This window comes from Pseudomonas sp. YeP6b, assembly GCF_025642995.1.
In the GTDB taxonomy this organism is placed as follows: domain Bacteria; phylum Pseudomonadota; class Gammaproteobacteria; order Pseudomonadales; family Pseudomonadaceae; genus Aquipseudomonas.
Genome location: NZ_CP080090.1, coordinates 5668115 through 5692142, shown reverse-complemented (window position 1 = coordinate 5692142; position 24028 = coordinate 5668115). Strand labels below are relative to the sequence as shown.

At 54.8% G+C, this 24028-nt stretch carries 17 protein-coding genes; 11 read left to right on the top strand and 6 right to left on the bottom strand.

From position 1 onward, the window contains the following. Nucleotides 1–2 precede the first annotated feature (2 nt). Nucleotides 3–1382 (bottom strand): exodeoxyribonuclease VII large subunit, encoded by a 1380-nt coding sequence (xseA, locus tag KZH41_RS25665; protein WP_094949441.1) that lies wholly within the window; start codon nt 1380–1382, stop codon nt 3–5. A 10-nt stretch (nt 1383–1392) separates the two neighbouring features. Next, a complete protein-coding gene (locus KZH41_RS25660; RefSeq protein WP_242152390.1) occupies nt 1393–2283 on the bottom strand; it encodes a LysR family transcriptional regulator in 891 nt (296 codons plus the stop codon). A 99-nt stretch (nt 2284–2382) separates the two neighbouring features. Here KZH41_RS25660 and KZH41_RS25655 point away from each other — a divergent pair, with 99 nt between their 5' ends. From KZH41_RS25655 to KZH41_RS25635, 5 genes are all read left to right on the top strand, one after another. Beyond that, complete coding sequence (locus tag KZH41_RS25655; RefSeq protein ID WP_263273949.1) at nt 2383–3150, top strand: sulfite exporter TauE/SafE family protein; 768 nt, start codon at nt 2383–2385, stop codon at nt 3148–3150. 144 nt (nt 3151–3294) lie between these two features. Beyond that, entirely contained in the window at nt 3295–3843 is a 549-nt protein-coding gene (locus KZH41_RS25650; protein ID WP_015885727.1) for a hypothetical protein, read from the top strand. Nucleotides 3844–4115: 272 nt separating this feature from the next. Continuing rightward, on the top strand, nt 4116–5585 hold the full coding sequence (gene guaB / locus KZH41_RS25645; protein WP_242152385.1) for an IMP dehydrogenase: 1470 nt from the start codon (nt 4116–4118) through the stop codon (nt 5583–5585). Nucleotides 5586–5667: 82 nt separating this feature from the next. Then, complete coding sequence (guaA, locus tag KZH41_RS25640) at nt 5668–7245, top strand: glutamine-hydrolyzing GMP synthase (RefSeq protein ID WP_094949445.1); 1578 nt, start codon at nt 5668–5670, stop codon at nt 7243–7245. A gap of 308 nt (nt 7246–7553) precedes the next feature. Beyond that, complete coding sequence (locus tag KZH41_RS25635) at nt 7554–8774, top strand: tyrosine-type recombinase/integrase (protein ID WP_263273948.1); 1221 nt, start codon at nt 7554–7556, stop codon at nt 8772–8774. Between the two features lie 17 nt (nt 8775–8791). Here the strand turns inward: KZH41_RS25635 and KZH41_RS25630 are convergent, their stop codons facing one another. Further along, complete coding sequence (locus KZH41_RS25630; RefSeq protein ID WP_263273947.1) at nt 8792–9652, bottom strand: hypothetical protein; 861 nt, start codon at nt 9650–9652, stop codon at nt 8792–8794. Nucleotides 9653–9731: 79 nt separating this feature from the next. Here KZH41_RS25630 and KZH41_RS25625 point away from each other — a divergent pair, with 79 nt between their 5' ends. After that, nucleotides 9732–9959, top strand: coding sequence for a helix-turn-helix transcriptional regulator (locus KZH41_RS25625; RefSeq protein ID WP_122552950.1), 228 nt, complete (start codon nt 9732–9734; stop codon nt 9957–9959). Between the two features lie 61 nt (nt 9960–10020). Further along, a complete protein-coding gene (locus KZH41_RS25620; RefSeq protein ID WP_263273946.1) occupies nt 10021–11124 on the top strand; it encodes a replication initiator protein A in 1104 nt (367 codons plus the stop codon). Nucleotides 11125–11921: 797 nt separating this feature from the next. Here the strand turns inward: KZH41_RS25620 and KZH41_RS25615 are convergent. From KZH41_RS25615 to trbJ, 3 genes are all read right to left on the bottom strand, one after another. Further along, entirely contained in the window at nt 11922–12203 is a 282-nt protein-coding gene (locus tag KZH41_RS25615; protein WP_122763837.1) for a hypothetical protein, read from the bottom strand. Then, nucleotides 12203–13858, bottom strand: a complete 1656-nt coding sequence (gene trbL / locus KZH41_RS25610; RefSeq protein ID WP_263273945.1) for a P-type conjugative transfer protein TrbL — start codon at nt 13856–13858, stop codon at nt 12203–12205. Before trbL ends, KZH41_RS25615 begins: the two co-directional genes overlap by 1 nt. A gap of 193 nt (nt 13859–14051) precedes the next feature. Further along, nucleotides 14052–14789, bottom strand: coding sequence for a P-type conjugative transfer protein TrbJ (gene trbJ, locus KZH41_RS25605; RefSeq protein WP_263273944.1), 738 nt, complete (start codon nt 14787–14789; stop codon nt 14052–14054). 1057 nt (nt 14790–15846) lie between these two features. Between trbJ and KZH41_RS25600 the strand changes: the two genes are divergently transcribed. The 4 genes from KZH41_RS25600 (at nt 15847) to KZH41_RS25585 (ending at nt 23968) form a co-directional block, all read left to right on the top strand. Next, on the top strand, nt 15847–16716 hold the full coding sequence (locus KZH41_RS25600; RefSeq protein WP_263273943.1) for a hypothetical protein: 870 nt from the start codon (nt 15847–15849) through the stop codon (nt 16714–16716). Next, complete coding sequence (locus tag KZH41_RS25595) at nt 16713–19862, top strand: DEAD/DEAH box helicase (RefSeq protein ID WP_263273942.1); 3150 nt, start codon at nt 16713–16715, stop codon at nt 19860–19862. Before KZH41_RS25600 ends, KZH41_RS25595 begins: the two co-directional genes overlap by 4 nt. A 280-nt stretch (nt 19863–20142) precedes the next feature. Continuing rightward, the gene (locus KZH41_RS25590) at nt 20143–22221 is read left to right on the top strand and encodes an ATP-dependent nuclease (RefSeq protein WP_263273941.1); all 2079 of its coding nucleotides are present in this window, start codon (nt 20143–20145) and stop codon (nt 22219–22221) included. Further along, nucleotides 22214–23968 (top strand): UvrD-helicase domain-containing protein, encoded by a 1755-nt coding sequence (locus KZH41_RS25585; RefSeq protein WP_263273940.1) that lies wholly within the window; start codon nt 22214–22216, stop codon nt 23966–23968. The genes KZH41_RS25590 and KZH41_RS25585 overlap by 8 nt, the downstream gene beginning before the upstream one ends. Nucleotides 23969–24028 lie beyond the last annotated feature (60 nt).

Genomic DNA, 24028 nt, shown 5'->3' with positions numbered 1-24028 from the left:
AATCAATCCAATAACGAAAGGGTGACGGGTGTCAGGTGGTTGTCTTCCACCCGCACCTGCAATTGGCCTTCACCGAGGCGCGCGGTCAGGCGCTGGCCGGTGTGGGTTTGCGCGGCATTGCGAATCGCCTGGCCGCGGTCGTCCAGCAAAATGCTGTAGCCACGGCCGAGGGTCGCCAGTGGGCTGACCACTTGCAGCGTCTGCACCTGGCTTTGCAGTTGCAGGCGCCGCGCCTTGAGACCTTCGCGCATGGCACGCGGCAGGCGTTCGGCGAGGCTGTCCAGGCGTTGGCGCAGCAGGGCCAGTTGGCGGCCCGGGTGTTGGCCGGCGAGGCGGGTTTCCAGGCGAATCAGGCGTTCGCGGCGGGTATTGAGGCTGCGCTCGAAGGCGCGGCGCATGCGCATGTCCAGGTCATCCAGGCGCTGGGCCTGCTGGCGCAGCCGTTCGCCAGGGTGGCGCAGGCGGCGGGCCATGCCTTCCAGGCGCAGACGGTCGTGGCTCAACCGATTGCGCATCAACAGGACTAAACGGCGATGCAGGCTTTCGACCTGGCGCACCAGATTGCTGGCGTCCGGCGCGAGCAATTCCGCGGCGGCCGAGGGCGTCGGTGCGCGCACGTCTGCCACAAAGTCCGTGATCGACACATCGGTCTCATGGCCGACGGCGCTGACGATGGGCGTAACGCAAGCATCCACCGCGCGGGCCACGGCTTCTTCGTTGAAGCACCACAGGTCTTCTAACGAGCCGCCGCCACGGGCCAGGATCAACGCGTCGAAGCCGCGCGCGTCGGCCAGTTTCAGTGCGCGCACAATCTGCGGGATCGCTTCGCGGCCTTGCACGGCGGTGGGGATCAACGTCAATTGCACCTGCGGCGCACGGCGGCGGAACACGCTGATGATGTCGCGGATCACCGCACCGGTAGGCGAACTGATAATGCCGATCTTCTGCGGGTGCGCCGGCAGCGGCACCTTGCGTTCGGCACTGAACAGGCCTTCAGCGCTGAGCTTTTCCTTCAAGGCATCGAAGGCCAGGCGCAGCGCGCCATCACCGGCAGGCTCCACGGTGTCGAGGATCAACTGGTAGTCGCCCCGGCCCTCGAACAGCGAGACCTTGCCGCGCACCTTCACCGCCAGGCCATCTTTCAACGCCTGGCGCACCCTGGCGGCATTGTTGCGAAACAACGCGCAACGTACCTGGGCGCCGCTGTCCTTGAGGGTGAAATACACGTGGCCGGAGGCCGGGCGGGCGAGGTTGGAGATCTCGCCTTCGACCCAGATATTGGTGAACACGTCTTCCAGCAACACCCGCGCGCGGCCGTTGAGCTGGCTGACAGTCAGGACTTCGCGGTCCAGGCCCAGACGGGCAAAAGGATCTTTAATCATGGGCGGCAGTTTATAGGCATTCGTGCAAGGTTTGGCAGAATTGCTCGACCAGCGCGCTCGGCGTCTGCGCGCAGGCCAGGGCCACGGTGCTGAGGCTGTCCGGGTCGGCCAGGGGTAAAAAGTGCAGGTTGGCGGGGGCGATGTCCTGCATGGATTTTGGTAACAAGGCAATACCGAAGCCGGCCTGGATCAGTTGCAACTGCGTGGTTTTGCGCGACATCACCCGTGCCGCCTTGGGGAAAAATCCTGCGCGCATGCACAACTCGGCTGACAGATAACTCAGGCCGCCGCGTTGGGGATGGGGGATCGAGATAAATGCTTCGTCCTTGAGTTGCGCCAATGCCACCGGCGCAGTGCTGCGCGCCAGCGCGTGATCAGGCGGCACCGCCAGCAACAGTTGTTCGCTGTATAAAGGCACCACTCGCACGCCTTCGCGCTGGCGCAACACCGGCAGGCGCAACAGCCCGACTTCGAGGCGGCCGTCGGCGATTTCCTCCAACTGCGCTTCGGAGGAAAGTTGGACGATGTCCATCGACACGCCAGGGCAACGCTTCAGCCAGTTGCTGATGCCTTGCAGCAAGGGGCCGCTCATCGGCACGGTGCTCGAATGGCTCAGGCGCAGCGTGCCCAACTGACCGTTGCCCACCTGTGTGGCCATTTCGCTGGCCTTGAGCAACTCGCCCAACAGGTTGCGCGCCCGTGGGTAGAAGGCTTCACCAGCCGCCGTCAGCCGTGGTTGGCGCGCGGTGCGTTCGAACAGCGGGGTTTGCAGCTGGGTTTCCAGCTCTTTGATCTGTCGGCTCAGGGCCGATTGCGCCACAAACAGACGTTCGGCGGCGGCGCTGAAGCTGCCACTGTCGGCGATTTCGACGAAGTAGCGCAGTTGGCGGGTGGAGATCACGCGTCATGCCTTTTCGAGATAGGTGGAGGGCTTTGAAGATATTAGTCGCAACACTCGACGATGGCTAAAGTGGGGGCTAACTCTTTCAAGGAAGTGCCCATGAACCCGGTTGAGCTGATGAGCCAGTGGTCGTTTGGCGGCGTTGATTGGCTGGTGATCGGCGTCGGCATTGTCGTCGCCTATATCGTGTTCGGTATCGCAGGCTTTGGTACGGCGCTGGTCGCCGGGCCGATCCTGATTGTGTTTATGCCGTTGTCGAAAATCATCCCGCTGCTGGTGCTGCTGGATTTCGTCGCGGCCTTTGGCAACCTGCTGCAATCACGGCGGGACGTGAACACGCCGGAGCTGCTGCGATTGCTGCCGTGCATGGCAATCGGTTGCACACTCGGTGTGATCTTCTTGCTCAACCTGCATTCGGACCTGTTGCTGCTATTGATGGGGCTGTTTATCAGCGCCTATGCGATTTACAGCCTGGCGGTGAAAGCCCGGCCGACGCAGCTGGCGGCCCGCTGGTCGATTCCCATGGGCACCGTGGGCGGGTTGTTTGGTGCGTTGTTTGGCAGTGGCGGCTTTTTATATGCGATCTACCTGAACAGTCGTTTGCCCAAGGACGCGGCGCGGGCCACGCAAAGCGCGTTGATCAGTTGCAGCACGGTGGTGCGCTTGAGCTTGTTCCTGATTGCCGGGGTGTACGCTGATTTGCCGCTGTTGATGTTGGCGCTGTGCCTGTTACCGGCGATGGCCTTGGGGCTGTGGTGCGGGCGCAGGCTGACGATGCGCATGACGCGTGAAGCCTTTCTGCGGTTGGTGACGTGGTTGGTGTTGGCCAGCGGTATTGCGTTGATCGCCCGTTACTTGAGTACTTGACCTGTGGGTGTCAGGGATTAAGCTGCCGGGCTCTAGGGCCTCATCGCGGGCAAGCCCGGCTCCCACAGTTGATCGCATTCCAATGTGGGAGCCGGGCTTGCCCGCGATGAGGCCAGAAGCCACACCGCAGGACTCCCAGGCCTCATGAACTCCCAAAGCATCCTTGTCCCGAAAATCTCCACCTTGCCCGTCCACGAACCCCGCGCCCGGGCGATCGTGCGTTGGCTGGTGCGCAAGAACATCATCAAGGAAGAGCTGACCACGTGCGGGCGCACCGGCAACCGCATGGCCTACGCCCTGGCCGATGGCGCCCGCGCGGTGGTGCTGCACCCCGAAGCGCTGCCGTTCAACGAGCCGATCAATGGCCTGGAGATCATCTACAAGCGCTGCATCTACACGCCGGCCAAAGGCTTTCTCGAAGAAGCCGGCTGCCCGGAATGCCTTAAAGAGGTCGGCGAGGCGTTGTTCGAAAGCCTGGAAGACTGGATGCCCGGCCACACCGACAACTTCACCTGCCCGCTGTGTGGGCATGAAGATGACATCAACGGGTTTCTATTTCTGCAGGAATGCGGGTTTTCCAACCTGGGGTTCATCTTCAACAACTGGGCGGAGGCGGGCTTCAAGCAGAGCTTTATCGATGAATTCGCCGACTGGCTGGACCAGAAGATGAGTTGGGTCAAAGTCGAGCTTTAACCCGATCGTCGCGCTCGTACTGATTCTGATCGTTCCCGCGCTCCTGCGTGGGAATGCATCCCGTGACGCTGTGCGTCACCATTGCGCAGGGTTCTAACCTTACGCTGACCCCGGACGCGGAGCGTCCAAGGAGGCGTTCCTTTGCTGCGCGTGGGGACGATCAGATTACCCTTCTATCAGTATTACCAAGTTTGTCAGAGTTTTACATTGAGCCTGACAGGGTGCATGTATATAATGGCGCGCTTCCATTTTCCCGCTCGGGAGCCCCCGCGATGCTGCGTATCAGCCAAGAAGCTCTGACATTCGACGACATTCTCCTAGTGCCCGGTTATTCCGAGGTGCTTCCTAACGAAGTCAGTCTCAAGACCCGCCTAACCCGTGGCATCGAGCTGAATATTCCCCTGGTTTCTGCTGCCATGGACACCGTCACCGAAGCCCGTTTGGCAATTGCCATGGCTCAGGAAGGCGGCATCGGCATCATCCACAAGAACATGACCATCGAGCAGCAAGCTGCCGAAGTGCGCAAGGTCAAGCGTTACGAAGCCGGTGTGGTGAAAGATCCAATCACCATCGAAGCCGACGCCACCGTGCGTGACCTGTTCGAACTGACCAGCCTGCACAATATCTCCGGCGTTCCGGTACTGCACGATGGCGACTTGGTCGGCATCGTCACTTCCCGTGACGTGCGTTTCGAGAACCGTCTTGAAGTCACCGTCCGCGAAGTGATGACGCCTAAAGAGCGCCTCGTCACTGTCCGCGAAGGTGCTGACAAGGACGACGCTCGTGAGTTGCTGCACAAGCACCGCATCGAACGCGTGCTGATCGTCGACGACAAATTCGCCCTCAAAGGCATGATGACCGTCAACGACATCGAAAAAGCCAAGGCCTACCCGTTGGCCAGCAAGGATGACCAAGGTCGTCTGCGCGTTGGCGCCGCTGTGGGTACCGGTAAAGACACCGGTGACCGCGTGGCGGCCTTGGTTGCTGCCGGTGTTGACGTGGTAGTGGTCGACACCGCCCACGGTCACTCCAAAGGCGTGATCGAGCGCGTTCGCTGGGTCAAACAGAACTTCCCTGACGTCCAGGTGATCGGCGGCAACATTGCCACCGGCGCAGCCGCCAAGGCCCTGGCCGAAGCCGGCGCCGATGCGGTCAAGGTCGGTATCGGCCCTGGCTCGATCTGCACCACGCGCATCGTCGCCGGTGTGGGCGTGCCGCAAATCAGCGCCATCGCCAACGTCGCCGCTGCCCTTGAAGGCACGGGCGTACCGTTGATCGCCGACGGCGGCATCCGTTTCTCCGGTGACCTGTCCAAGGCCATCGTAGCCGGTGCTTCCTGCGTGATGATGGGCTCGATGTTCGCCGGTACTGAAGAAGCGCCGGGCGAGATCGAACTGTTCCAGGGCCGTTCGTACAAGGCTTACCGTGGCATGGGTTCGCTGGGCGCCATGTCCCAGGCGCAAGGTTCCTCCGATCGTTACTTCCAGGACTCCTCGGCAGGCGCCGAGAAGCTCGTACCGGAAGGCATCGAAGGCCGTGTGCCGTACAAAGGCACCCTCAGCGCGATCATCCATCAACTGATGGGCGGCCTGCGTTCCTCGATGGGTTACACCGGCAGCGCCAACATCGAAGAAATGCGCACCAAGCCAGAGTTCGTGCGGATCACCGGCGCTGGCATGGCTGAGTCCCATGTCCACGACGTGCAGATCACCAAGGAAGCGCCAAACTACCGCGTAGGTTGAGGCTTCCAGCAAAACGTTAAGTAACCGGGGCTGTTTTATTCAGCCCCGAGTTGTTTCTGATTCATTAGACGAGACTGACTTCATGGCCCTCGACATTCACGCCCACCGCATCCTGATCCTCGACTTCGGTTCCCAGTACACCCAGCTGATCGCCCGCCGCGTGCGTGAAATCGGCGTGTACTGCGAACTGCATCCGTTCGACATGGATGACGAAGCGATCCGCGAATTCGCACCTAAAGGCGTCATCCTCGCCGGTGGCCCTGAGTCCGTGCACGAAGCCAACAGCCCGCGCTGCCCGCAAGCCGTGTTTGACCTGGGCGTGCCCGTCTTCGGTATCTGCTACGGCATGCAGACCATGGCCGAGCAACTGGGCGGCAAGGTTGAAGGTTCCGAACTGCGTGAATTCGGTTACGCCCGTGTCGACGTGGTCGGCAAGAGCCGCCTGCTGGATGGCATCGAAGACCACATCGACGCCGACGGCCTGTTCGGCCTCGACGTGTGGATGAGCCACGGTGACAAGGTCACCAAGATGCCGGAAGACTTCCACATTCTGGCCAGCACCCCGAGCTGCCCGATCGCCGGCATGTTCAACGACGAGCGCGGCTACTACGGCGTGCAGTTCCACCCGGAAGTGACCCACACCAAGCAAGGCGGGCGCATCCTGTCGCGCTTCATCCTCGACATCTGCCAGTGCGAAGCGCTGTGGACCCCGTCGAAAATCGCTGAAGACGCCATCGCCAACGTGCGTGCCCAAGTCGGCACCGACAACGTGCTGCTCGGCCTGTCCGGCGGCGTTGACTCCTCCGTGGTTGCCGCGCTGCTGCACAAAGCCATCGGCGACCAACTGACCTGCGTCTTCGTCGACAACGGCCTGCTGCGCCTGCACGAAGGCGAGCAAGTGATGGCCATGTTCGCCGAGAACATGGGCGTCAAGGTGATCCGCGCCAACGCTGAAGATCAGTTCTTGAACAACCTGGCCGGCGAGTCCGACCCAGAGAAGAAGCGCAAGATCATCGGCCGCACCTTCATCGACGTATTCGATGCCCAGGCCAAACACCTGGACAACATCAAGTACCTCGCCCAGGGCACCATCTACCCCGACGTGATCGAGTCGGCCGGCGCCAAGAGCGGCAAGGCCCACGTGATCAAGTCCCACCACAACGTGGGTGGCCTGCCTGAGGAAATGAACCTCAAGCTGGTAGAACCGCTGCGTGAACTGTTCAAGGACGAAGTCCGCCGTCTGGGCCTGGAACTCGGCCTGCCGTACGACATGGTCTACCGCCACCCATTCCCAGGCCCGGGCCTGGGCGTGCGTATCCTGGGTGAAGTGAAGAAGGAATACGCCGACCTGCTGCGTCGCGCCGACCACATCTTCATCGAAGAACTGCGCAAAGCCGACTGGTACCACAAAGTCAGCCAAGCCTTCGTGGTGTTCCAGCCGGTGAAATCGGTTGGCGTTGTAGGCGATGGCCGTCGTTACGCCTGGGTTGTGGCCCTGCGTGCGGTGGAAACCATCGACTTCATGACCGCGCGTTGGGCGCACCTGCCGTATGAGCTGCTGGAAACTGTCAGCGGCCGTATCATCAATGAGATCGAAGGTATTTCGCGCGTTACTTATGACGTGTCGAGCAAGCCGCCGGCGACGATTGAGTGGGAATGATGGGACGTCCGGCATTGCCGGGCATCCACTAGCAAGAAATGCCCTAGAGCCCGCGTAATTGCGGGCTTTTGGCTTTTTGGGTCTGGCAAATTCTGGCAGCTTTGTGCATCGCCAAGCACCGTGTTTATGTGGCATGGTACGGGGCATTGACTGAGCCAAATGCCATGCTTAGCGCTCGATACCATGTCGCCTTGTTAGGGAAGGGCATGGTATCAAATCTCATCATTAGCCCGGTTTCATTGGGTTTTAACGTGGTGCATGAGTGATTTTCTGAGCATGGTATTTTTTCCATGGAATCCATAACTGCCATGTTGACCGATACCAAGCTGCGTAACCTCAAACCGAAAGAAAAACTTTACAAAGTGAACGACCGCGACGGACTGTACGTGGCCGTCACTGCTGCCGGTTCCATCTCATTTCGCTACAACTACTCCATCAACGGCCGTCAGGAGACCATCACTTTCGGTCGCTATGGTGTGGGTGGCATCACACTTGCTGAAGCCAGAGAGCGCCTGGGAGAGGCTAAAAAGATGGTTTCGGCGGGTAAGTCACCTGCCAAAGAGAAAGCCCGTGCCAAGGCACGCACCAAAGGGGCAGAGACGTTTGATGCGTGGGCTGAGAAATGGCTGCGTGGGTATCAGATGGCTGACTCGACCCGTGACATGCGCCGATCTGTTTACGAGCGCGAGCTAAAGCCGCACTTCGGTAATCAGAAACTGGTGGAAGTCAATCATGAGGATCTGCGAACGCTGACTGATGCAATCGTGGAGCGAGGAGCTCCAGCCACGGCCGTGCACTCCCGCGAGATTGTGATGCAGGTGTTCCGATGGGCGATTGAACGCGGTCAGAAGGTCGAGAATCCGGCTGATCTGGTACGTCCTGCAAGCATCGCTAAATTCGAGCCACGTGACCGCGCTTTAGGACCTGACGAAATCGCGTTGATGTATCAGTACCTGGACCGCATCGGTACCGCCTCCTCCGTGAGGGTGGCCGCTAAGCTGTTGTTGCTGACCATGGTCCGCAAAAGTGAGTTGACCAACGCTACCTGGAACGAGATCAATTTCAGCGAAGCCCTGTGGACCATTCCGAAAGAGCGGATGAAGCGCCGCAATCCTCATTTGGTGTTCTTATCTCAGCAGGCTTTGGATTTCTTCATTGCATTGAAGACGTTTGCTGGCGGTTCAGACTACGTCTTTCCCTCCCGGTACGATTCTGATTTGCCGATGAGCACCGCGACGATCAATCAGGTGTTGACGCTGACTTACCGGCTTGCGCAAAAAGAAGGGCAGCCGCTGAGCAAGTTCGGACCGCATGATTTGAGGCGCACAGCGAGCACGCTGCTGCATGAGGCTGGTTACAATTCAGATTGGATTGAGAAGTGCCTTGCGCATGAGCAGAAGGGCGTAAGGGCCGTTTACAACAAGGCTGAATACCGCGATCAGCGTCGGGCGATGTTGCAGGATTGGGCGGATATGATTGACGAGTGGACACTTAGTCGGCCACGTCGAAGCAACGTCGGCAAAGAGTGAAGTTAACATTTTCGATCTTATGATGATGACTGCTTTCGAGCTCGTCGTCTGATGGCCGCAGATACTGCTTGGCGTGATACGCCAAGTTGGCGGGCAATTTCAGCCTGGTTGGTAATGCCTTGATTCAGCAAGTCATCCACCGAGCTTGTTGGTGACTTGAGTATCTGGAGCTGGCTATAGGCCGTTTTCCTGACCTCAGCCCATGTCTCTATATCCCACCTCGGGAAAACAGCAGCTCCTTGGGACCAGATTTTTGCGATTAAATCCTCATACTCCAGTGCATACCTCCGGTCGCGCTGATAAGCGCGCCGAGCTTCATCGCTACGCCGTGGGTTGTGAGCCTCACAGTAAAGTTTGCTCGGTCTCGATGCGCCTTCGGGATGGCTCGGTAAAGCCGAAGGCCACATCAACTCGCCCTGGCACGCCCAGGTAGAAACGAGCATCCGACGCTCGACGTAGTCACGGAATGCTTCTACCGAAAAGTCTCCACGTAATTCCTGCCAGTCGCAGTATCTCCCCAGCATACGAGAGGCTTCGTATTTGCCGAACTCCCCCCCCAGTGCCCGTTCGTAGCGAGTGACCAAGTTAGCGGTTTTTTTCTGAGCATCTACACGCATAGAGTTTGTTAGCGGCACTGCTTTGACATTTCCGCGCTCCAGACGCTTGAACACCTTTGGCGCCGCCATGCTGATCGCATATTCGGTTGACCGCCAGCACAGTTCGCAGAAGCCCCAATCGTAATGATTGCTCAACTTTGACCGGATTCGATCAGACGATGTATCGCTTTCTCTAACCAGCATTTGCAGAAGCGGATCGTAGGTGCTGGACGCTTTTTCGTTTTTTTTCATCGTCTGATGGTAACGCTGAATGACAACCAAATTCTAACTTTTTTGCGTCCTGTTTCTGGCGATCGAGGGCATTGTCAAGCATCTGACGACTTTGAAGGAAAGTGACCCCATGGAGATCAAGCCAAAGAGCAAGACACTCATCAACCGTAAGAAATTGCACGCGATGATCCCGCTGGCTGAGCGCACGATCTACAACATGGAACAGCGGGGTGAGTTCCCGCGCCGTATTGCGTTAACCAGCCGAAATGTCGCGTGGGATTTGGCCGAGATCGAAGAATGGATTGAAGTACGCAAATCGTCAGGCACCCAAGCCCACCGCCCCGGAATGGGGGCTTGAATTATGGCTATCGATTTACGGGCGTCGTTCGAGAATGAATCGCCTGTGCTGGGTCGGTTACATGACCAGCATGAATAATGGGCCACAGCCAATTGGTAACTTGCTGTCACGGCTCGAAGAAACACACGCTGTGTATCGCAAGACGCTGGAGGCCGCAGCACTTCCGGGCGAGTCGATTCGGGACACAGAGGAACGGCTACGCGCCGAACATGAAGCGGTGCGGCCGCCCCAGTACGGAGTGACACCGCCAAAGCCTCCAGTTCTAGCTAAAACCGTCATGCGCTGCCCGCCAGAAAGCGACCGTCAGCCTGATTTTTTCGTGCCGGGTTTATACGACGTAGCAACAAAAGACAACCGCAGCTTGATGGACGTTGCCGTATACCGCCTGTCCAAACGTGACAAGCGGGCTTGCGAGATGATCCGCTACGACTTGCCGTCCGGCTACGTAGAGGTCACAGCTGGGCGTTATGGAATGGCTTCTGTATGGGATTACGACATAGTGTTAATGATGGTTTCCCATCTCACTGAGTCCATGAATCTGTTTAAGGCTGGCCGTGGGCAAATGCCCGGTCGCAAGTTCGCGCCTCATACCAGTGATATTGCCAAATTCTGCCGCCGTGGTGATGGCGGAAGACAAACTGATGACATTGAGGCCGCATTAGATCGTCTACAAGGGACGATAATTAAGAGCGTTAGAGAAATCCCGTCGCGGAACGGCAAGCGCAACGTCCGCGAGGTTGAATCCGAAGGATTGATAGGGCTGTACAGGGTTGTATCACGCACCGACACCGGCAAAGTGAGCAGCGTTGAAATCACGGCCCCGGATTGGATTTATAGGGAAGTCACTTCGGGGGCCAAGCCTGACGTTCTGACGGTCCATCGTGACTATTTTTTGATTGAGTCTGGCCTTGGCCGCTTTGTGTACCGTCTCGCTCGCCGAGCTGCTGGCAAGACCGATGCTAAGTGGGCGTTCAAGACCATCTACGAGCATAGCGGTAGCGCTGGACCGTTCAATAAATTCTGTTTCACGCTACGCAAAATTATCAAAGCCAACGAACTGCCCGAGTACACGCTACAGGAAGAAGCAGGTCAGAAAGGCCCCTTGTTGGTTATGAGGCATAAAGATGTACCAGATGAGCTGCTGGAGCCTGTTACCGGTTCCTAATAGACGGAAGTAAATACCTCATGAGGCCCGGAAATCGGGCATTTTTGCTGCTTGATTGGCGGACAGTTAAAGGACAGAGCCGAATCGGCACCCATCCTGTGGATATCCCGTCTATTAGGAACCGAAACTCGTCTATTAGGAACCGAAACCCGTCTATTAGGAACTGGATCCCGTCGATTAGGAATCGTTGATTTATGTAATTCATTGAAAATAAAGAGAAAAGCGGCAATTTTTTCTCTAAAACTCTTTAAAACCATTAAAGCTCTTAAAACCCGATCCGCTTGTGGATAACCCAATCCAAAAAAAATCAAGATCGCAGTGCAAGAACGGGGCACCCCTGCGGGGTTCCCCCACCGCTTCGCGGCGGCTCCCCCTCCCGCACAAAATGAGTTCGCTGCGCTCAAAGCTTTGTTTAGAAGCGACGGTGTAGCCGTCGCAGCTCGATCCTCAACCCACAGTGCAGGCTCAAACCTTCTTTGCTTTTGAGAAAGAGCAGGTCCCGTCTATTACCCACCAACCAAAGTCAAAAGAGTCAGACACCAAAAGGGAAGGGCGGAACCCCATCAACCCCACGTCGCAGGCAAAATAACCTCGTGTCAGGCCTACGTCGTGCATTTCAGACGCTTTTTAGTGGCGGGGTACGAGTATGTGGCCTTCTTGGTTTGTCGTGCTATGAGCGGCCTCACATGGAATCCCGGTGTGTAATAGACGGAATCCGCTCGCGGCCCTCCTTTTTGGTGGCTGTAAAAAAAGCCCCACATGAGCAGGGCTTGGTTTTAACTGGGTCAGAGTTGAGTCTACTTTCTGTTGTTCGACATATCAGCACGCACCTGATCGAGCTGCGCAGCTTGTCGTTTACTCCCGAATAGAGGCAACCGGTTGTAGGATTGAGCCGCGCCTAATAGACCAACAGCCACAGGCAGGGCCAGCGGGCTGATCCGGGACTGCAACGCATAGTAATGCTTCCCGACAGCTTCCAGTTTTGCACCATGGCCACGCGAGCGTAGCCAGCGGCCGAGGAGCTGCATACCAAAGGCGTAAGCAGTGGCAAACACACAAAAAAGGATAAATTCGATCATTAGGGAAGCTCCGGTTTATTCGTGTCGTTTTGGGATTGAGTAGGCACTGCCGCTGGCTCTTGAGTCGGGCGAATGATGTTAGACGTCTCGCTTTCTTCAATGCTGTTATCACTACCGCTACCAGAACCACTATCGACCTGGCTTTGATCACCACCAAACCCGCCACTCATGCTTGCCGCGCCTTCCATGCCGGGCACGGAGATAGCAGAAAGGATGCCAGCGCCTCTCGTTAGCGCGTTGGCCACCTGATGTCCGCTAATGCCGCCGTGACCCTCCTGCGCGTCGCTAGTGTGTTGTTGGGACGCTTGCGAGGTTGATTGCGAACGACCGCCGCCTTGAACCCCTTGTGGGAGCGCGGCGGCCTCGCCCTTGGGATCGTCCACGTTGCGTTGCGCCGCTTTCCCGGCCTGTTTGGCGGCTTGCTGTAGGCCTTGGCTTGACTGCGGAACTGGGCCGCTACCGCTAGGGCCACCAGAGGCGCTCCCCCCGACCTTGGCACCAGCCGATTTAGCGACAGAACTACCGCCAGTGCCAGAACCGACGCCCGCGCTACCCGCACCAGTGCTGACTGCACCACCACCCGCACCGGCCGCACTACTACCACCAGCAAAGCTGGAATTGATCGACGCGGCAAGGCCACCACTACCGGATGCCGCACTAGCAGCACTAGCACCACTTCCGGCAGCGCCGAGTGCCCCTGCGGCTGCCGGAGCTGCTGCGCCTGCGGTCGCAATAGTGGCCACTGCGGCGGCTGCACCGGCCGCACCAGCCGCAGCCATACCACCGAGAGAGCTGCCGCCACCCATAGACGAGCCGTTAATCATGCCCGCTATCAGATCAGGGATGGTTTTGGTTAGGTAAGCGCAGATCAACGACAATCCAACCAAAGTCATCAGAGAAGCCTCATCATTGGTATAAGCAGCTTGCCACTTCTCAGCTACAGACAAAATCAGGCCAACTATCAGCGTCATTATGAATAACTTAGCACCCACAGAAACGGTGTAGCGAATAACGGCCAGCGTGTATTCCCGCGTCCATTGGGATGCGCCAAAGGCCATAAACAAAACAGAGGCATTAATAACAACATAAGCCTCAACCAAAGTCACAAAGACGAATGCCGCAATAAAGGAAAAAGACAGTAAAACAATGAGGGCGGCGAGCGCAACAACGATATTTAGTGACCCGTTAAAGATGCTTATGCCGCTCAGAATCGACCGCGAAAACTCGACCGCCATGGCAAACATGTCACCTGGCATTAGCTCAGAAGTTGGCAAGCTCGCTGCGTGTGCACCTGCTTGCCTGAAGCTATCAATAATGGTCCCTGCCCACTCCGTTGAATGATCAAGCAGGATATTGAAAAATCCGATGATCATAAGGAAGCGGATCAACTCGCCGATTAGCTCGCTGAAATCCGCCTGCTTGAACACCAATGGGACAAACGTCCATATAAATTGGATAAGGGCCAAACTCCAAAATACAGTTACGGCATAGCCATGAAGACGAGGCCCCCAGTCATTAGAGGCATTTTGTATTAACACTAAAGGTCCTGTCATTGACGTGTTGCTTTGCGCCAAATCAAGACCCGCAGCCATTGCGTTTCCAAAGGGCAGCAACAGTGATGCTAGAACCACTGTGAAAATAGTTGTGCGTCTCATGTTTAGAATCCTTGAGATGGGCCGCGAGTATTCGGGCGCTCTTGGAATTTTCGAGTGACCGCATCAGACTGTTTAATTGTTTCAGCAACTGTTGCGCAGTCACTCCCGGCAGAAACAAAGTTATTCAAGGCCGCGCCACTAATTCCCGACACAGTGATCAGTACAGCCAGAAACCATTTTTGAATCATTATGTTTAGAATCCCTGAGACGGGCCGCGAGTGTTTGGGCGTGATTGGAATTGTTCAACAGCCGCATTATTTGTTGCTTGGCGCTCGGTTTCTTGAGCAATGTAGTTGCCTTGCAGGGTTATTTGGGTCGCTACCAAGTCACGCAGTTTTTGGAGCTGCTGCACGTTTGAAGCTGCAATCTCGTTCCCGGCTTGGATCGCCTGCATGCGACCGACCGATGACTGCGAACGGTTCACCAGTTGTTCAAGGTGCGCATCTTCTGTCTCAAACGTGCTGATGTTCATGCCCGCAGCTTGCATCGCCGTCTTGGCGTTATCGAACCCTTGCGCTGACCATTTTTCATAGCGATCCGGCATCACGTCCGTTGCCTTGCCGCTCGATTGGATGAACTTCTGCAGATACGTCTCATAGCCGGGATACTGCGTGTTGAATTGCGAGTCTAGATTCGCCACGTTGCGACCCAATGACTGAGCCCGGTTGTAGATACTGGCCACGCGCTGCATGTCTTGGGTAATCCTACCAAACATGCTGTTCGGCAACGAAACGCCTTGCGTGACCATGTTGTTGTATTGCTGGACTTGCGTCGAAAGCTGCTCTGCCGTGTTCAGGGCCGTATTGACTGCTTCGGCGTATTCGAACATTTGCTGATAAAAAGTAGAGCAGTTTGCGCAGTAAATGGCCCAGGCATTCTGCCCTGTGAAAAGGAAGATGGAAATCGATATTAATAGGCTTTTTTTCCACATTATTTTTTTACCCCGTGCGAACCTGTCATGATAAATGAGCGCGATTTCTTGCAGTAGCGAGATATATACCGCGTGAACTGCACATATCCAAAACTAAATCCATCAACGTACTCGATGTAGAGCATAGTGAGAGTGTGGCCGAGCAGTATTTTTGTTTCTAACTCTTTTCTGACCGAGAAGAACTCAGCACGGCCAGCTCTTCTCTTGATAGGCTTTAGACTATCTCTGTGCATCCGCTTTCCTCCTGTTGATCCTATTGGTTTTAGCATGGATCTAAGTCTAGGAAAACGCGTAATGACGAGGTAGCGAAAATTAATGAAATTTAATGCGATTATATGCAACTTAGAGAAAGTTTAGGCGATTTAACGCGACTATATGCGATTTAGTGAGAGTTAATGCAATTTATGGATGTTGGATTTTGAATCGCATTAAATCGCCTACAACGAGACGGCAAGATGTGTGTTGTGGGCCCACAGGCTTCGCCTGTCAGCCCCCACCACTTTCGCTTATTCGCCTTCGGCTCAACGGATCTTGCTCTACGAAATGACCAGCCGCTGCCGCGTCTAAGCGGGAAAGCGTGACAGCACGTACAGGAGGAGCTCAGATAGGCAGCACCAAAGAAAAGACGCGAGCTCGCCGAAGTGGATTGCAAACCGAGGTTTGCTTGAATTGAGGTAAGGCTTTTATTTCAAAGGCTTACGACGAGTCATCGAATACCGCTTATAGGGTGGGCAATTTCTCCATTCGGCCGCGTCAGCACTCAATTACCCAACTGGCTGGCTGAATGTTGTGCAAACCGTAGCAATCGTAAGGTGTTGCGGTCTTACATGTTGTCTTTGGATTGTGCAATCCAAAAAAATAGTGCCACCATAGGCATGGCAGACGCCTTGTTTACGAGCCGAGTCATGACTAAAAAGACGTCCAAAAGCACTGAAAGGGGGGGCAGCTTGAGTCTCGCCTGATCCGGAATCTCGCGGGCTGTGCGCGGAGCCTTGACTGCACCGCACTTCGCTTCAGGTACTGAAGCCTGTTGCGTTTAACTAGGAAGTTAAATGCATTGCTATTTCTGGAATGTGAGCTTTTCCAGTTAATAACCAATGCTCCAGAAGGAAAAGTGATGCTGCCAGAGCATTTGACCGGTTTTAAATTAAGCTCAATAGGTTTGGCGACGACCGAAGGGCGAAAAATAGAGGTATGGGAATTCGAGGTTCCTTTGGACGAGGAGATCCTAGACAAATGGGCTCTTCATTTTCGTCGGCAATACTGTTCTGACGAAGAGCTTCCTCTGCTCATGGAAGGTACCGGGATGACTATAGACCAGTATCTCAATGAGCATGTTTTTCCTCACAAGACAAAGGCTCCTGGGCCGTCTATTCGCTCGGGCGACTTCGCGGAATTTCTTATCTCCGATTACTTAGAGTTCATGCTCGGATACTGGGTGCCTAGAGGAAAATATTCTGACAAGGCGAGTAAAGACGAGTCAGTAAAAGGTGTTGATATACTGGGTTTTCACCAACTTGATCCCTCATCAGCGGCTATCAGCGATGCTCTTCTTGCATTTGAGGTGAAGGCATCCCTTTCAGGTACAAAATATGGTGGTCAGTTACAGAGTGCGGTAGATGACGGCTCTAAGGACTTGTACCTGAGGCAAGGGTTCACGCTCAACGCAACTAAGCGGAGGCTTTTGCGCGAAGGTAAGAGTCTTGAAGTTAATAGAGTCGCGCGTTTTCAGAATATAGCTGACAATCCGTACACTTACTTCTCGGGGGCAGTTGCGGTACTATCCGAGTCGGCTTTTGAGCAAGAGGAACTCGCGAAGACAGCAGCCGATAGCCATTCTAACCAAAATAATCTGGGTTTGATGGTTGTCCGCGCAAAACTCTTAATGAAGCTGGTTCATGAACTGTACGAGAGGGCTTGTAAGTGAAAGCCGGGAATAATAGTAGGCGCCTTTTTGGTATTACTCGATCAAAAGGTAAAATGTATGAATTTGGACTTGATGAAACGCAGCATCTAAAGGTTCCCCAAGGTACCGATCCCTTACAGCTATTTCTTCTAACTATAGGTACGCTTGGCGACGTCGCTGGATTTCTTGCTGAAAGTGAATATCCTCTCGCGCCGCTTCCTGTTGATCTACAGTCAGAACTAAATTTTTGTGCCAGCTTTTTCGACGCGGTTCTTGATTCCAAGTTCGCTCGGGGCCTTGAAAGAACGACTCTACTATTAGCTTCGGCGGCCTATTATTTAGCTCGACGGCCGGGGAGTAGTTTGGTTCTTGCGCGAAGAATTGTACCGCAGGAAGGTGACAATCGTTTGGAGCAGCTTCTTCAATGGCTGCTTAGGGCGAACTGGAGCACCTACTGGACCTTAGATTGTGAACGCTACGGCTCACTGCTGACGTCGATCTCGCGTGCTATTGCTTATCATTTTTCAAACGGTACGAAGCTTGAAGAGATTGGCTTGCTATTGAAGCAGCTTCGGAGCGCTGCCTATACGCTCGGCTCACCCGAAGAGCTTTTATATTCGGATATCGCTTTATCCATTTGCCGAATGAGGCTTGCCGCGTCTGCCTGGGTAAAACTACCTGCCTATTCAGGATTGCCCGCTGAACAATGGACTCCGGTAATACAAAAAAGCACTTTTCCTAAAGAGCTTTGGCCCTCTCAACTCCTGCTAGGGGAAAGTGGACTATTTAAAGGCGCCTCTGGCCTAGTGCAGATGCCAACCAGTGCGGGGAAGACTCGGGCGATAGAAATAATTTTACGTAGTGCTTTTATGTCCGGGCGTACCAAGCTTGCAGTTGTTGTTGCTCCTTTTCGAGCACTTTGCCATGAGATTGCTGTATCTCTGGGACAAGATCTTTGGGGGGAGGATGTAAAGGTAAATGAGTTATCGGACGCATTGCAAATCGACTTTGTTGAGCAGGTTGCTGAACTTTTGGGGAGTGTTCCTCCCTCAACGTCTTATGTGTTGGTTCTTACACCAGAAAAATTTCTCTATGTTCTTCGTCAATCCCCACAGGCGGTAAAGTATCTCGGACTTGTAATCTATGATGAGGGTCATCAATTCGATACCGGGGGCAGAGGCATTACATATGAGCTATTGTTAACTGAAATCAAGGGGCTTTTGCCAGAAAGTGCGCAGACGGTACTCATTTCCGCTGTAATGCAGAACCCACAGGCAATAGCCAGTTGGTTGATGGGGCCTGCGGAAGGGCAGGTGGTAGACGGGGCATCTTTGCTACCTACTAGTCGATCAGTTGCTTTTGCCAGCTGGACTGAGTCGTTAGGACAACTGATGTTCTATGAAAACGGCTATTCCCAGCAAGACTACTTCGTACCGAGAGTTATTGAGGCTGCTGATCTTACGGGACTTAAACCGGTAGACTCAAAATTTCCTGCAAGACAAAAGTCGAGCGACGTTTCGTTGTATTTAGGGTTGCGCGTAGTAAACAACGGTGCGGTCGCGATTTTTTGTGGTACTAAGTTGGTTGCAAACGGAATAGCGAAACGTGCCGTTCAGCTTGCTGATGCGGGCTACAATACTAACTGGCCCGCGAACTACGCCGATCCAAACGAAGTTTTGGCCTTAAAGAGTATGATCGACGGTAATTTCGGTAGCGAATCTCTACCTTCAAAAGCCGCTACTCTTGGTATCTACACACATCACAGCAATACTCCCCATGGCATTCGGCTTGCTTTGGAGCATGGAATGCAAAAGGGGCTAATTAGTTTCATTGCTTGTACGTCGACCCTTGCTCAAGGTGTCAATCTCCCAATCCGCTACCTTATAGTACAAGGGGTTAATCAAGGCGCGGGACGAGTAAAAGTTCGGGACTTTCAGAATCTAATAGGCCGCGCAGGGCGTGCAGGCATGCATACTGAAGGTGTTATCATTTTTGCCGACTCGACAGTGCACGACAACAGACGCAGCTTTCGGGAGTCCTGGAAGTTTCAAAATGCGGTGGAATTGCTATCACCCGATCGGGCCGAAGGAATTACCAGCTCTTTGCTACTGTTACTAAAGCCATTTTCTTTGTCCCGAACTTTAGAGTGGCAATTTTCGGCAGGTAATTTACTAACCCTTATTGATGATGAAACCAGCTGGGAGGGATGGGCGCTTGAGCTTGCCAGCCAAGTACCACGGCTTACGTTGCCAAAGAAAGTCGAACTAGCGAGGGGGCTGCGAAAGTCATTAGTAGAGCGTAAAAAGATGACTTATACGCTTGAAAGCTACTTGATGGCAAACTGCGGCACTGCTGATGCTAACGAATTTGAGCAAAGAGCTGGTGAACTTGCATTGGAAACACTGGCTTACTCACTCGCCACACCAGATGAGGCTAGCAGGTTAGAGGAGTATTTCAGGCTAGTCGCACGGCGCGTTGAGTCGATCGAAAAATCCCCAGCGAAACAAGCTGTGTTCGGGAAGACGTTACTCGGAGCAAAGCATGCTAAGAGAATCGAATCCTGGGTTGGTCAGCACCGTAATTATTTGCTCGCTCTGGACTCAAACGAGAGTTGGCTCGCTGGCGTTTGGCCGCTTCTGATCGAGCTCTGCGACAATCGGTTTTTTCGAACTGTTGAACCCGCGACTGCCGGTTACGAGCTTGCAATCTCGTGGATGCGAGGAAAGAGCTATGGGGAGATTTTTAAACAAGCTACAAGCATGCAGGTCAAGAAGCAGGCCGGTAGCCGAAAGCAAAAGGTTAGTGACGATGACATTCTTGATTTCCTCGAGAGCGCTTTGGCATTTGACTGTGCACTCATCCTAGCGGCAATTGCGCAATTCCTCTTTACTCCACAAGAGCTTTCGGGAGACGAGGGAGAGTCGTTCGCACACTTTCAAAAGAGCCTAAAGACCGGCCTGCCGGATATCCTGGCTCTCAGCACCTATGGAGCAGGCTTTGCGGACCGCTTCCTAGCACAGGCTATACGCGATGCGCTTTTAGAGGATGGTTTTCAGGGTGATCAATTTGAAGACGCAAAAAAAAATAACCCTAGCGCGATTCAAAGCATAGTCGCATCAACCCCAGCGTATTTTTCCAGAATTTTAAACGGTGCCGGAGTTAGCTAATAGGCAACTAACCAATAACTTTGCGACCAGTGAGCTTTTCCAGGCAGATCCGTTTTATGCGGCGGAGCTGCTAGCCGAGTTTGTTCGGGATGGTACCGCGGATGAGTTGGCCATCCTGGAGAGGCAGCTAACGGCAAATTCCTGCCATTCGTGAAGGGCCGCTCACCATCCAAACCTGCCGGTCGCATACAGCGGGTGCTTTTAGGGGAATTGTCCCTGTATTGACTACTTCAATTCAGCATCTACAGTGATGGCCATACGATTACACGGTAGGAACATCATGCGGATCGAGCGCGTTAAGATTCAAAATTTCAGACTGCTTCAGAACGTCAGTCTTGGCCTAGAAGACGGCACAACACTGATCGTCGGGCGCAACAATTGCGGCAAAACCTCCATAGCTGAGGTGTTCCGCCGGCTCCTTTCAGACCGGACTCCCTCTTTCAGGCTTGAGGATTTCTCCCTGGGGAGTCACGAAGAGTTTTGGACGGCATTCACTGCGTTTCACGGCGGAATAGCTCGCGCCGACGTTGCTGCCATGCTTCCCGTTGTCAGGGTCACATTGGACATCTCCTATGACGTGGATGCCCCAGACCTGGGGCAGCTCAGCGAATGCATAGTAGACCTAGATCCAGATTGCTCTTGCGCGCGCATCGTCTTGACGTATGGACCGCGGGCGACAGGCCTTGAGTCGCTTTTCGCAGAAACGAATGCCCCCGACACTGTGCAGGAGGATCAACGTCCTAGCTTCTTCAGCCTGATAAAGAAGCGTTTGGCGGGGGCCTACGAGCCCCGTTTGGAAGCGGTTGACCCCAATGATCCTACGAACCGCAAGGACCTCGACCTAAAATCACTCACCACGTTGATCCGCGGCGGATTCATCAATGCGCAACGGGGCCTGGATGACGATACACACCGAGAGCGCGATGTCCTTGGGAAGGTGGTGGAGGTGCTGTTCCAATCGGCATTGACTGACCCCACAGATCCCGAGAAACGAACTACGGCGGAGCAGCTCCATGGAGCGGTGGAGAAAATTCAAAAGGAGCTGCATGACGGTTTCAACGCTGGACTGACTTCGCTGCTCCCTACGTTCGAGCTTTTCGGCTACCCAGGGCTAGAAGACCCAGGCCTCACCACTGTGACGACCTTCGATGTCGAGCGCCTGCTTAAAGACCACACGCAGGTCAGATACAGGGGGGTAAACGGCCTGACACTCCCGGAAAGCTACAACGGACTCGGCGTCCGTAACCTGGTGTACATCCTTCTGCAATTACTGAAATTCTTCAGAGAGTTTCAAGCTACGCCGGCAGCCGCAAGCGTACACCTCATCTTCATCGAAGAGCCTGAAGCCCACTTGCATCCGCAAATGCAGGAGGTCTTCATCCGACAATTGCACATGATCAAGGGCGCGTTCGAGCAGCAGCTGAATGGCAGCCGTCGGTGGCCAGTGCAGTTTGTAATTTCCACCCACTCTCCACACATGGCCAACGAAGCGCGCTTCGAAACCATGCGTTACTTTCTCTCTGTGAGCGGTGAAAACGGGATTCGGCAGTCCAAGATCAAAGACCTGAGGCAGGGCATGGGCCAGGCTCCTGCACCGGACAGAGATTTTCTCTATCAGTACCTGACGCTCACTCGATGCGACCTGTTCTTTGCAGATAAAGCCATCTTGATCGAGGGGACTTCAGAGCGATTGCTGCTACCAACCATGATCGCCAAAACTGACGCGGCTGCGGTGGGTGAACCTCAGTTGGCTAGTCAGTACTTGACGGTTATGGAGGTTGGCGGCGCGTATGCACACCGGTTTCATGATCTACTCACCTTCTTGGAACTGCGCACGCTGATCGTTACCGACATCGACTCCGTCAAACCGAATGCAGAAAGAAAGCGGAAAGCTTGTCTCGTTTCAGAGGGTCTGTTTACGAGCAATGCGTGCCTCAAAGACTGGTTTGAGGCCGAAGTCACTCCTGCCCAACTGCTGGCGAAAACGCCAGCAGAGAAGACCATAGGGTTGAGGCGCATCGCTTACCAAATTCCGGAGGGGAACGAACCCGGGCCTTCAGGCAGAAGCTTTGAGGACGCGTTCATCCTGGCGAACCTTGATCGATTTCAGCTTGGGCAGGGCGATGTCGCATCCCAAGCTTACGAGCATGCGGCGGACCAGAAAAAATCAGCTTTTGCGTTGAAGTACGCGATCGATGATACGAACTGGAACGTGCCTAGATACATTGCTGAAGGGTTGCGTTGGCTAGCAGTTGGGGCGCCGGTCGTTGATGCCCAAATGGCTGCTCGGGCCATGGCCGCAGTTGTAGAGGTTGTTGGTGAGGCAGTGGCTGCTGAAGGAGAGCAAGGCGATGCCTGACAATCACGAAAGTCCCGCGGACAGAACAGGGCGAGAAGCGCTGGAACGCATGTTCGCTTGTTTGGATGAAGGTCTAAGCTTTCGCCTGGAAGCAGGTGCTGGGGCTGGTAAGACCTATTCGCTAGAGAAGGCGCTCAGTCGATTGATTGAACACCGAGGTCCTGCGTTGATCCGGGAGCGTCAGCAAGTCGCTTGTATCACTTACACCAATGTGGCGAAAGACGAGATCATCTCTCGCTTCCAAGCGCATCCTGCAATCCGAGCCGAGACCGTCCATGGCTTTTGCTGGTCGTTGCTCAGAGATTTTCAAACATCACTGAGAGGATTTCTTGGCGCTGAAGCTTTTTGGCGAGAGCGTTTTGAGCCGGTGGGTGGCGTAGGTAACAGGCGCATCCATTACGAAATGGGTATTCCACGCGTATCGGAGGACGAGGTCTCGATTCGGCACGAAGATGTCCTGACATTGATGGTTCAGGCGCTTCCGTCTCCGAAGTTCAGGGCCGTATTGACTTCCCGATACCCGATCCTGTTTGTCGACGAATATCAGGACACGGATGAACATTTTGTCGGTGCACTGAAGTCGTGGTTTCTAGATCGCGGTGAGGGACCGATGGTTGGCCTATTTGGTGACCATTGGCAAAAAATCTACGACGGGGGCTGCGGCCTAGTCGTGCATGACGCCCTTCAGCCGATCGAAAAAAATGCGAATTTCCGCTCAGCATCGCGGATTGTCGATGTGCTGAATGAGATGCGGCCAGGCCTGCACCAGGAAGTGAGCGATCCTAACTTGATCGGTGAAGCCCGAGTGTTCCACACCAACCTCTGGCCTGGAGAGCGACGGACAGGAAGCGGGGGAGGACACTGGACTGGCGACACCAGTCCTGAGGCTGCTAGTGCCTACTTCGAATACTTGAAAGCTCAGCTCAGCGTGGAAGGATGGGATTTCTCTCCGAAAACGACCAAAATCCTCATCCTGAATCACAAAGGCATTGCTCGTGAGCAGGGGTACTCCTCGATCCGTGAAATTTATGGGCAGTACAATGATCCGTGGCTGAAGAAGGAAGATCCTCACATCAAGTATTTGGCAGATCAGCTTGAGCCAGCGTGTGTCGCATACCAACAGCGCCGATACGGTGCGATGTTCGGGCACCTGGCAAGCGATCGGCCAACGATTCGAAGGCACAGCGATAAAGTCGCTTGGGCTGAGGCAATGGATGCACTCCTCGAACTGAGGTTGACCGGTACCATCGGCGAGGTGATTGACTACATCATAGCCGTGCCGCAGATGCAGCTCCCCAATGCTGTGCTACGGAATGAGCAAGGGTTACAGGCCGCCGGTGTTGAACCAGGTGAGGACGAGCCACGCAGGATTACCCAGCTTCGAAAGCTCAGGGCAGTATCTTACACAGAGCTGATCGCGCTAGACCAATTCATTGATGGGCATACGCCGTTTGCCACAAAACACGGGGTCAAGGGAGCCGAATTCGAAAACGTGATCGTTGTGTTGGGGCGCGGCTGGAACCAATATAATTTCGCTGAAATGCTCGAGTGGTTTCAGCCGGGGCCACCGGCGAACAGGCGTGAAAAATTCGAAAGCAATCGGAATCTCTTCTACGTTGCGTGCTCTCGACCAAAGGTCCGTTTGGCTCTGCTTTTCACTCAACTGCTGAGCCAGGCAGCGCTTGCTCAGATCACCGCGTGGTTCGGCGCTGAGCATGTATTCGAGTTGCCTGCTAACCCTGGTTGAGAATTCTCGTGCAGCGCTAATTGTGTAGGTTAGTCGGCGCATGTCACATCCGACTAGCTG

Coding starts and splice junctions, on each gene's coding strand:
- guaA (WP_094949445.1), top strand. CDS start 5,668: ATGGCCCTCGACATTCACGCCCACCGCATCCTGATCCTCGACTTCGGT.
- KZH41_RS25585 (WP_263273940.1), top strand. CDS start 22,214: ATGCCTGACAATCACGAAAGTCCCGCGGACAGAACAGGGCGAGAAGCG.
- KZH41_RS25655 (WP_263273949.1), top strand. CDS start 2,383: ATGAACCCGGTTGAGCTGATGAGCCAGTGGTCGTTTGGCGGCGTTGAT.
- KZH41_RS25615 (WP_122763837.1), bottom strand. CDS start 12,203: ATGATCGAATTTATCCTTTTTTGTGTGTTTGCCACTGCTTACGCCTTT.
- KZH41_RS25590 (WP_263273941.1), top strand. CDS start 20,143: ATGCGGATCGAGCGCGTTAAGATTCAAAATTTCAGACTGCTTCAGAAC.
- trbJ (WP_263273944.1), bottom strand. CDS start 14,789: ATGTGGAAAAAAAGCCTATTAATATCGATTTCCATCTTCCTTTTCACA.
- KZH41_RS25635 (WP_263273948.1), top strand. CDS start 7,554: ATGTTGACCGATACCAAGCTGCGTAACCTCAAACCGAAAGAAAAACTT.
- KZH41_RS25625 (WP_122552950.1), top strand. CDS start 9,732: ATGGAGATCAAGCCAAAGAGCAAGACACTCATCAACCGTAAGAAATTG.
- guaB (WP_242152385.1), top strand. CDS start 4,116: ATGCTGCGTATCAGCCAAGAAGCTCTGACATTCGACGACATTCTCCTA.
- KZH41_RS25620 (WP_263273946.1), top strand. CDS start 10,021: ATGACCAGCATGAATAATGGGCCACAGCCAATTGGTAACTTGCTGTCA.
- trbL (WP_263273945.1), bottom strand. CDS start 13,858: ATGAGACGCACAACTATTTTCACAGTGGTTCTAGCATCACTGTTGCTG.
- KZH41_RS25650 (WP_015885727.1), top strand. CDS start 3,295: ATGAACTCCCAAAGCATCCTTGTCCCGAAAATCTCCACCTTGCCCGTC.
- xseA (WP_094949441.1), bottom strand. CDS start 1,382: ATGATTAAAGATCCTTTTGCCCGTCTGGGCCTGGACCGCGAAGTCCTG.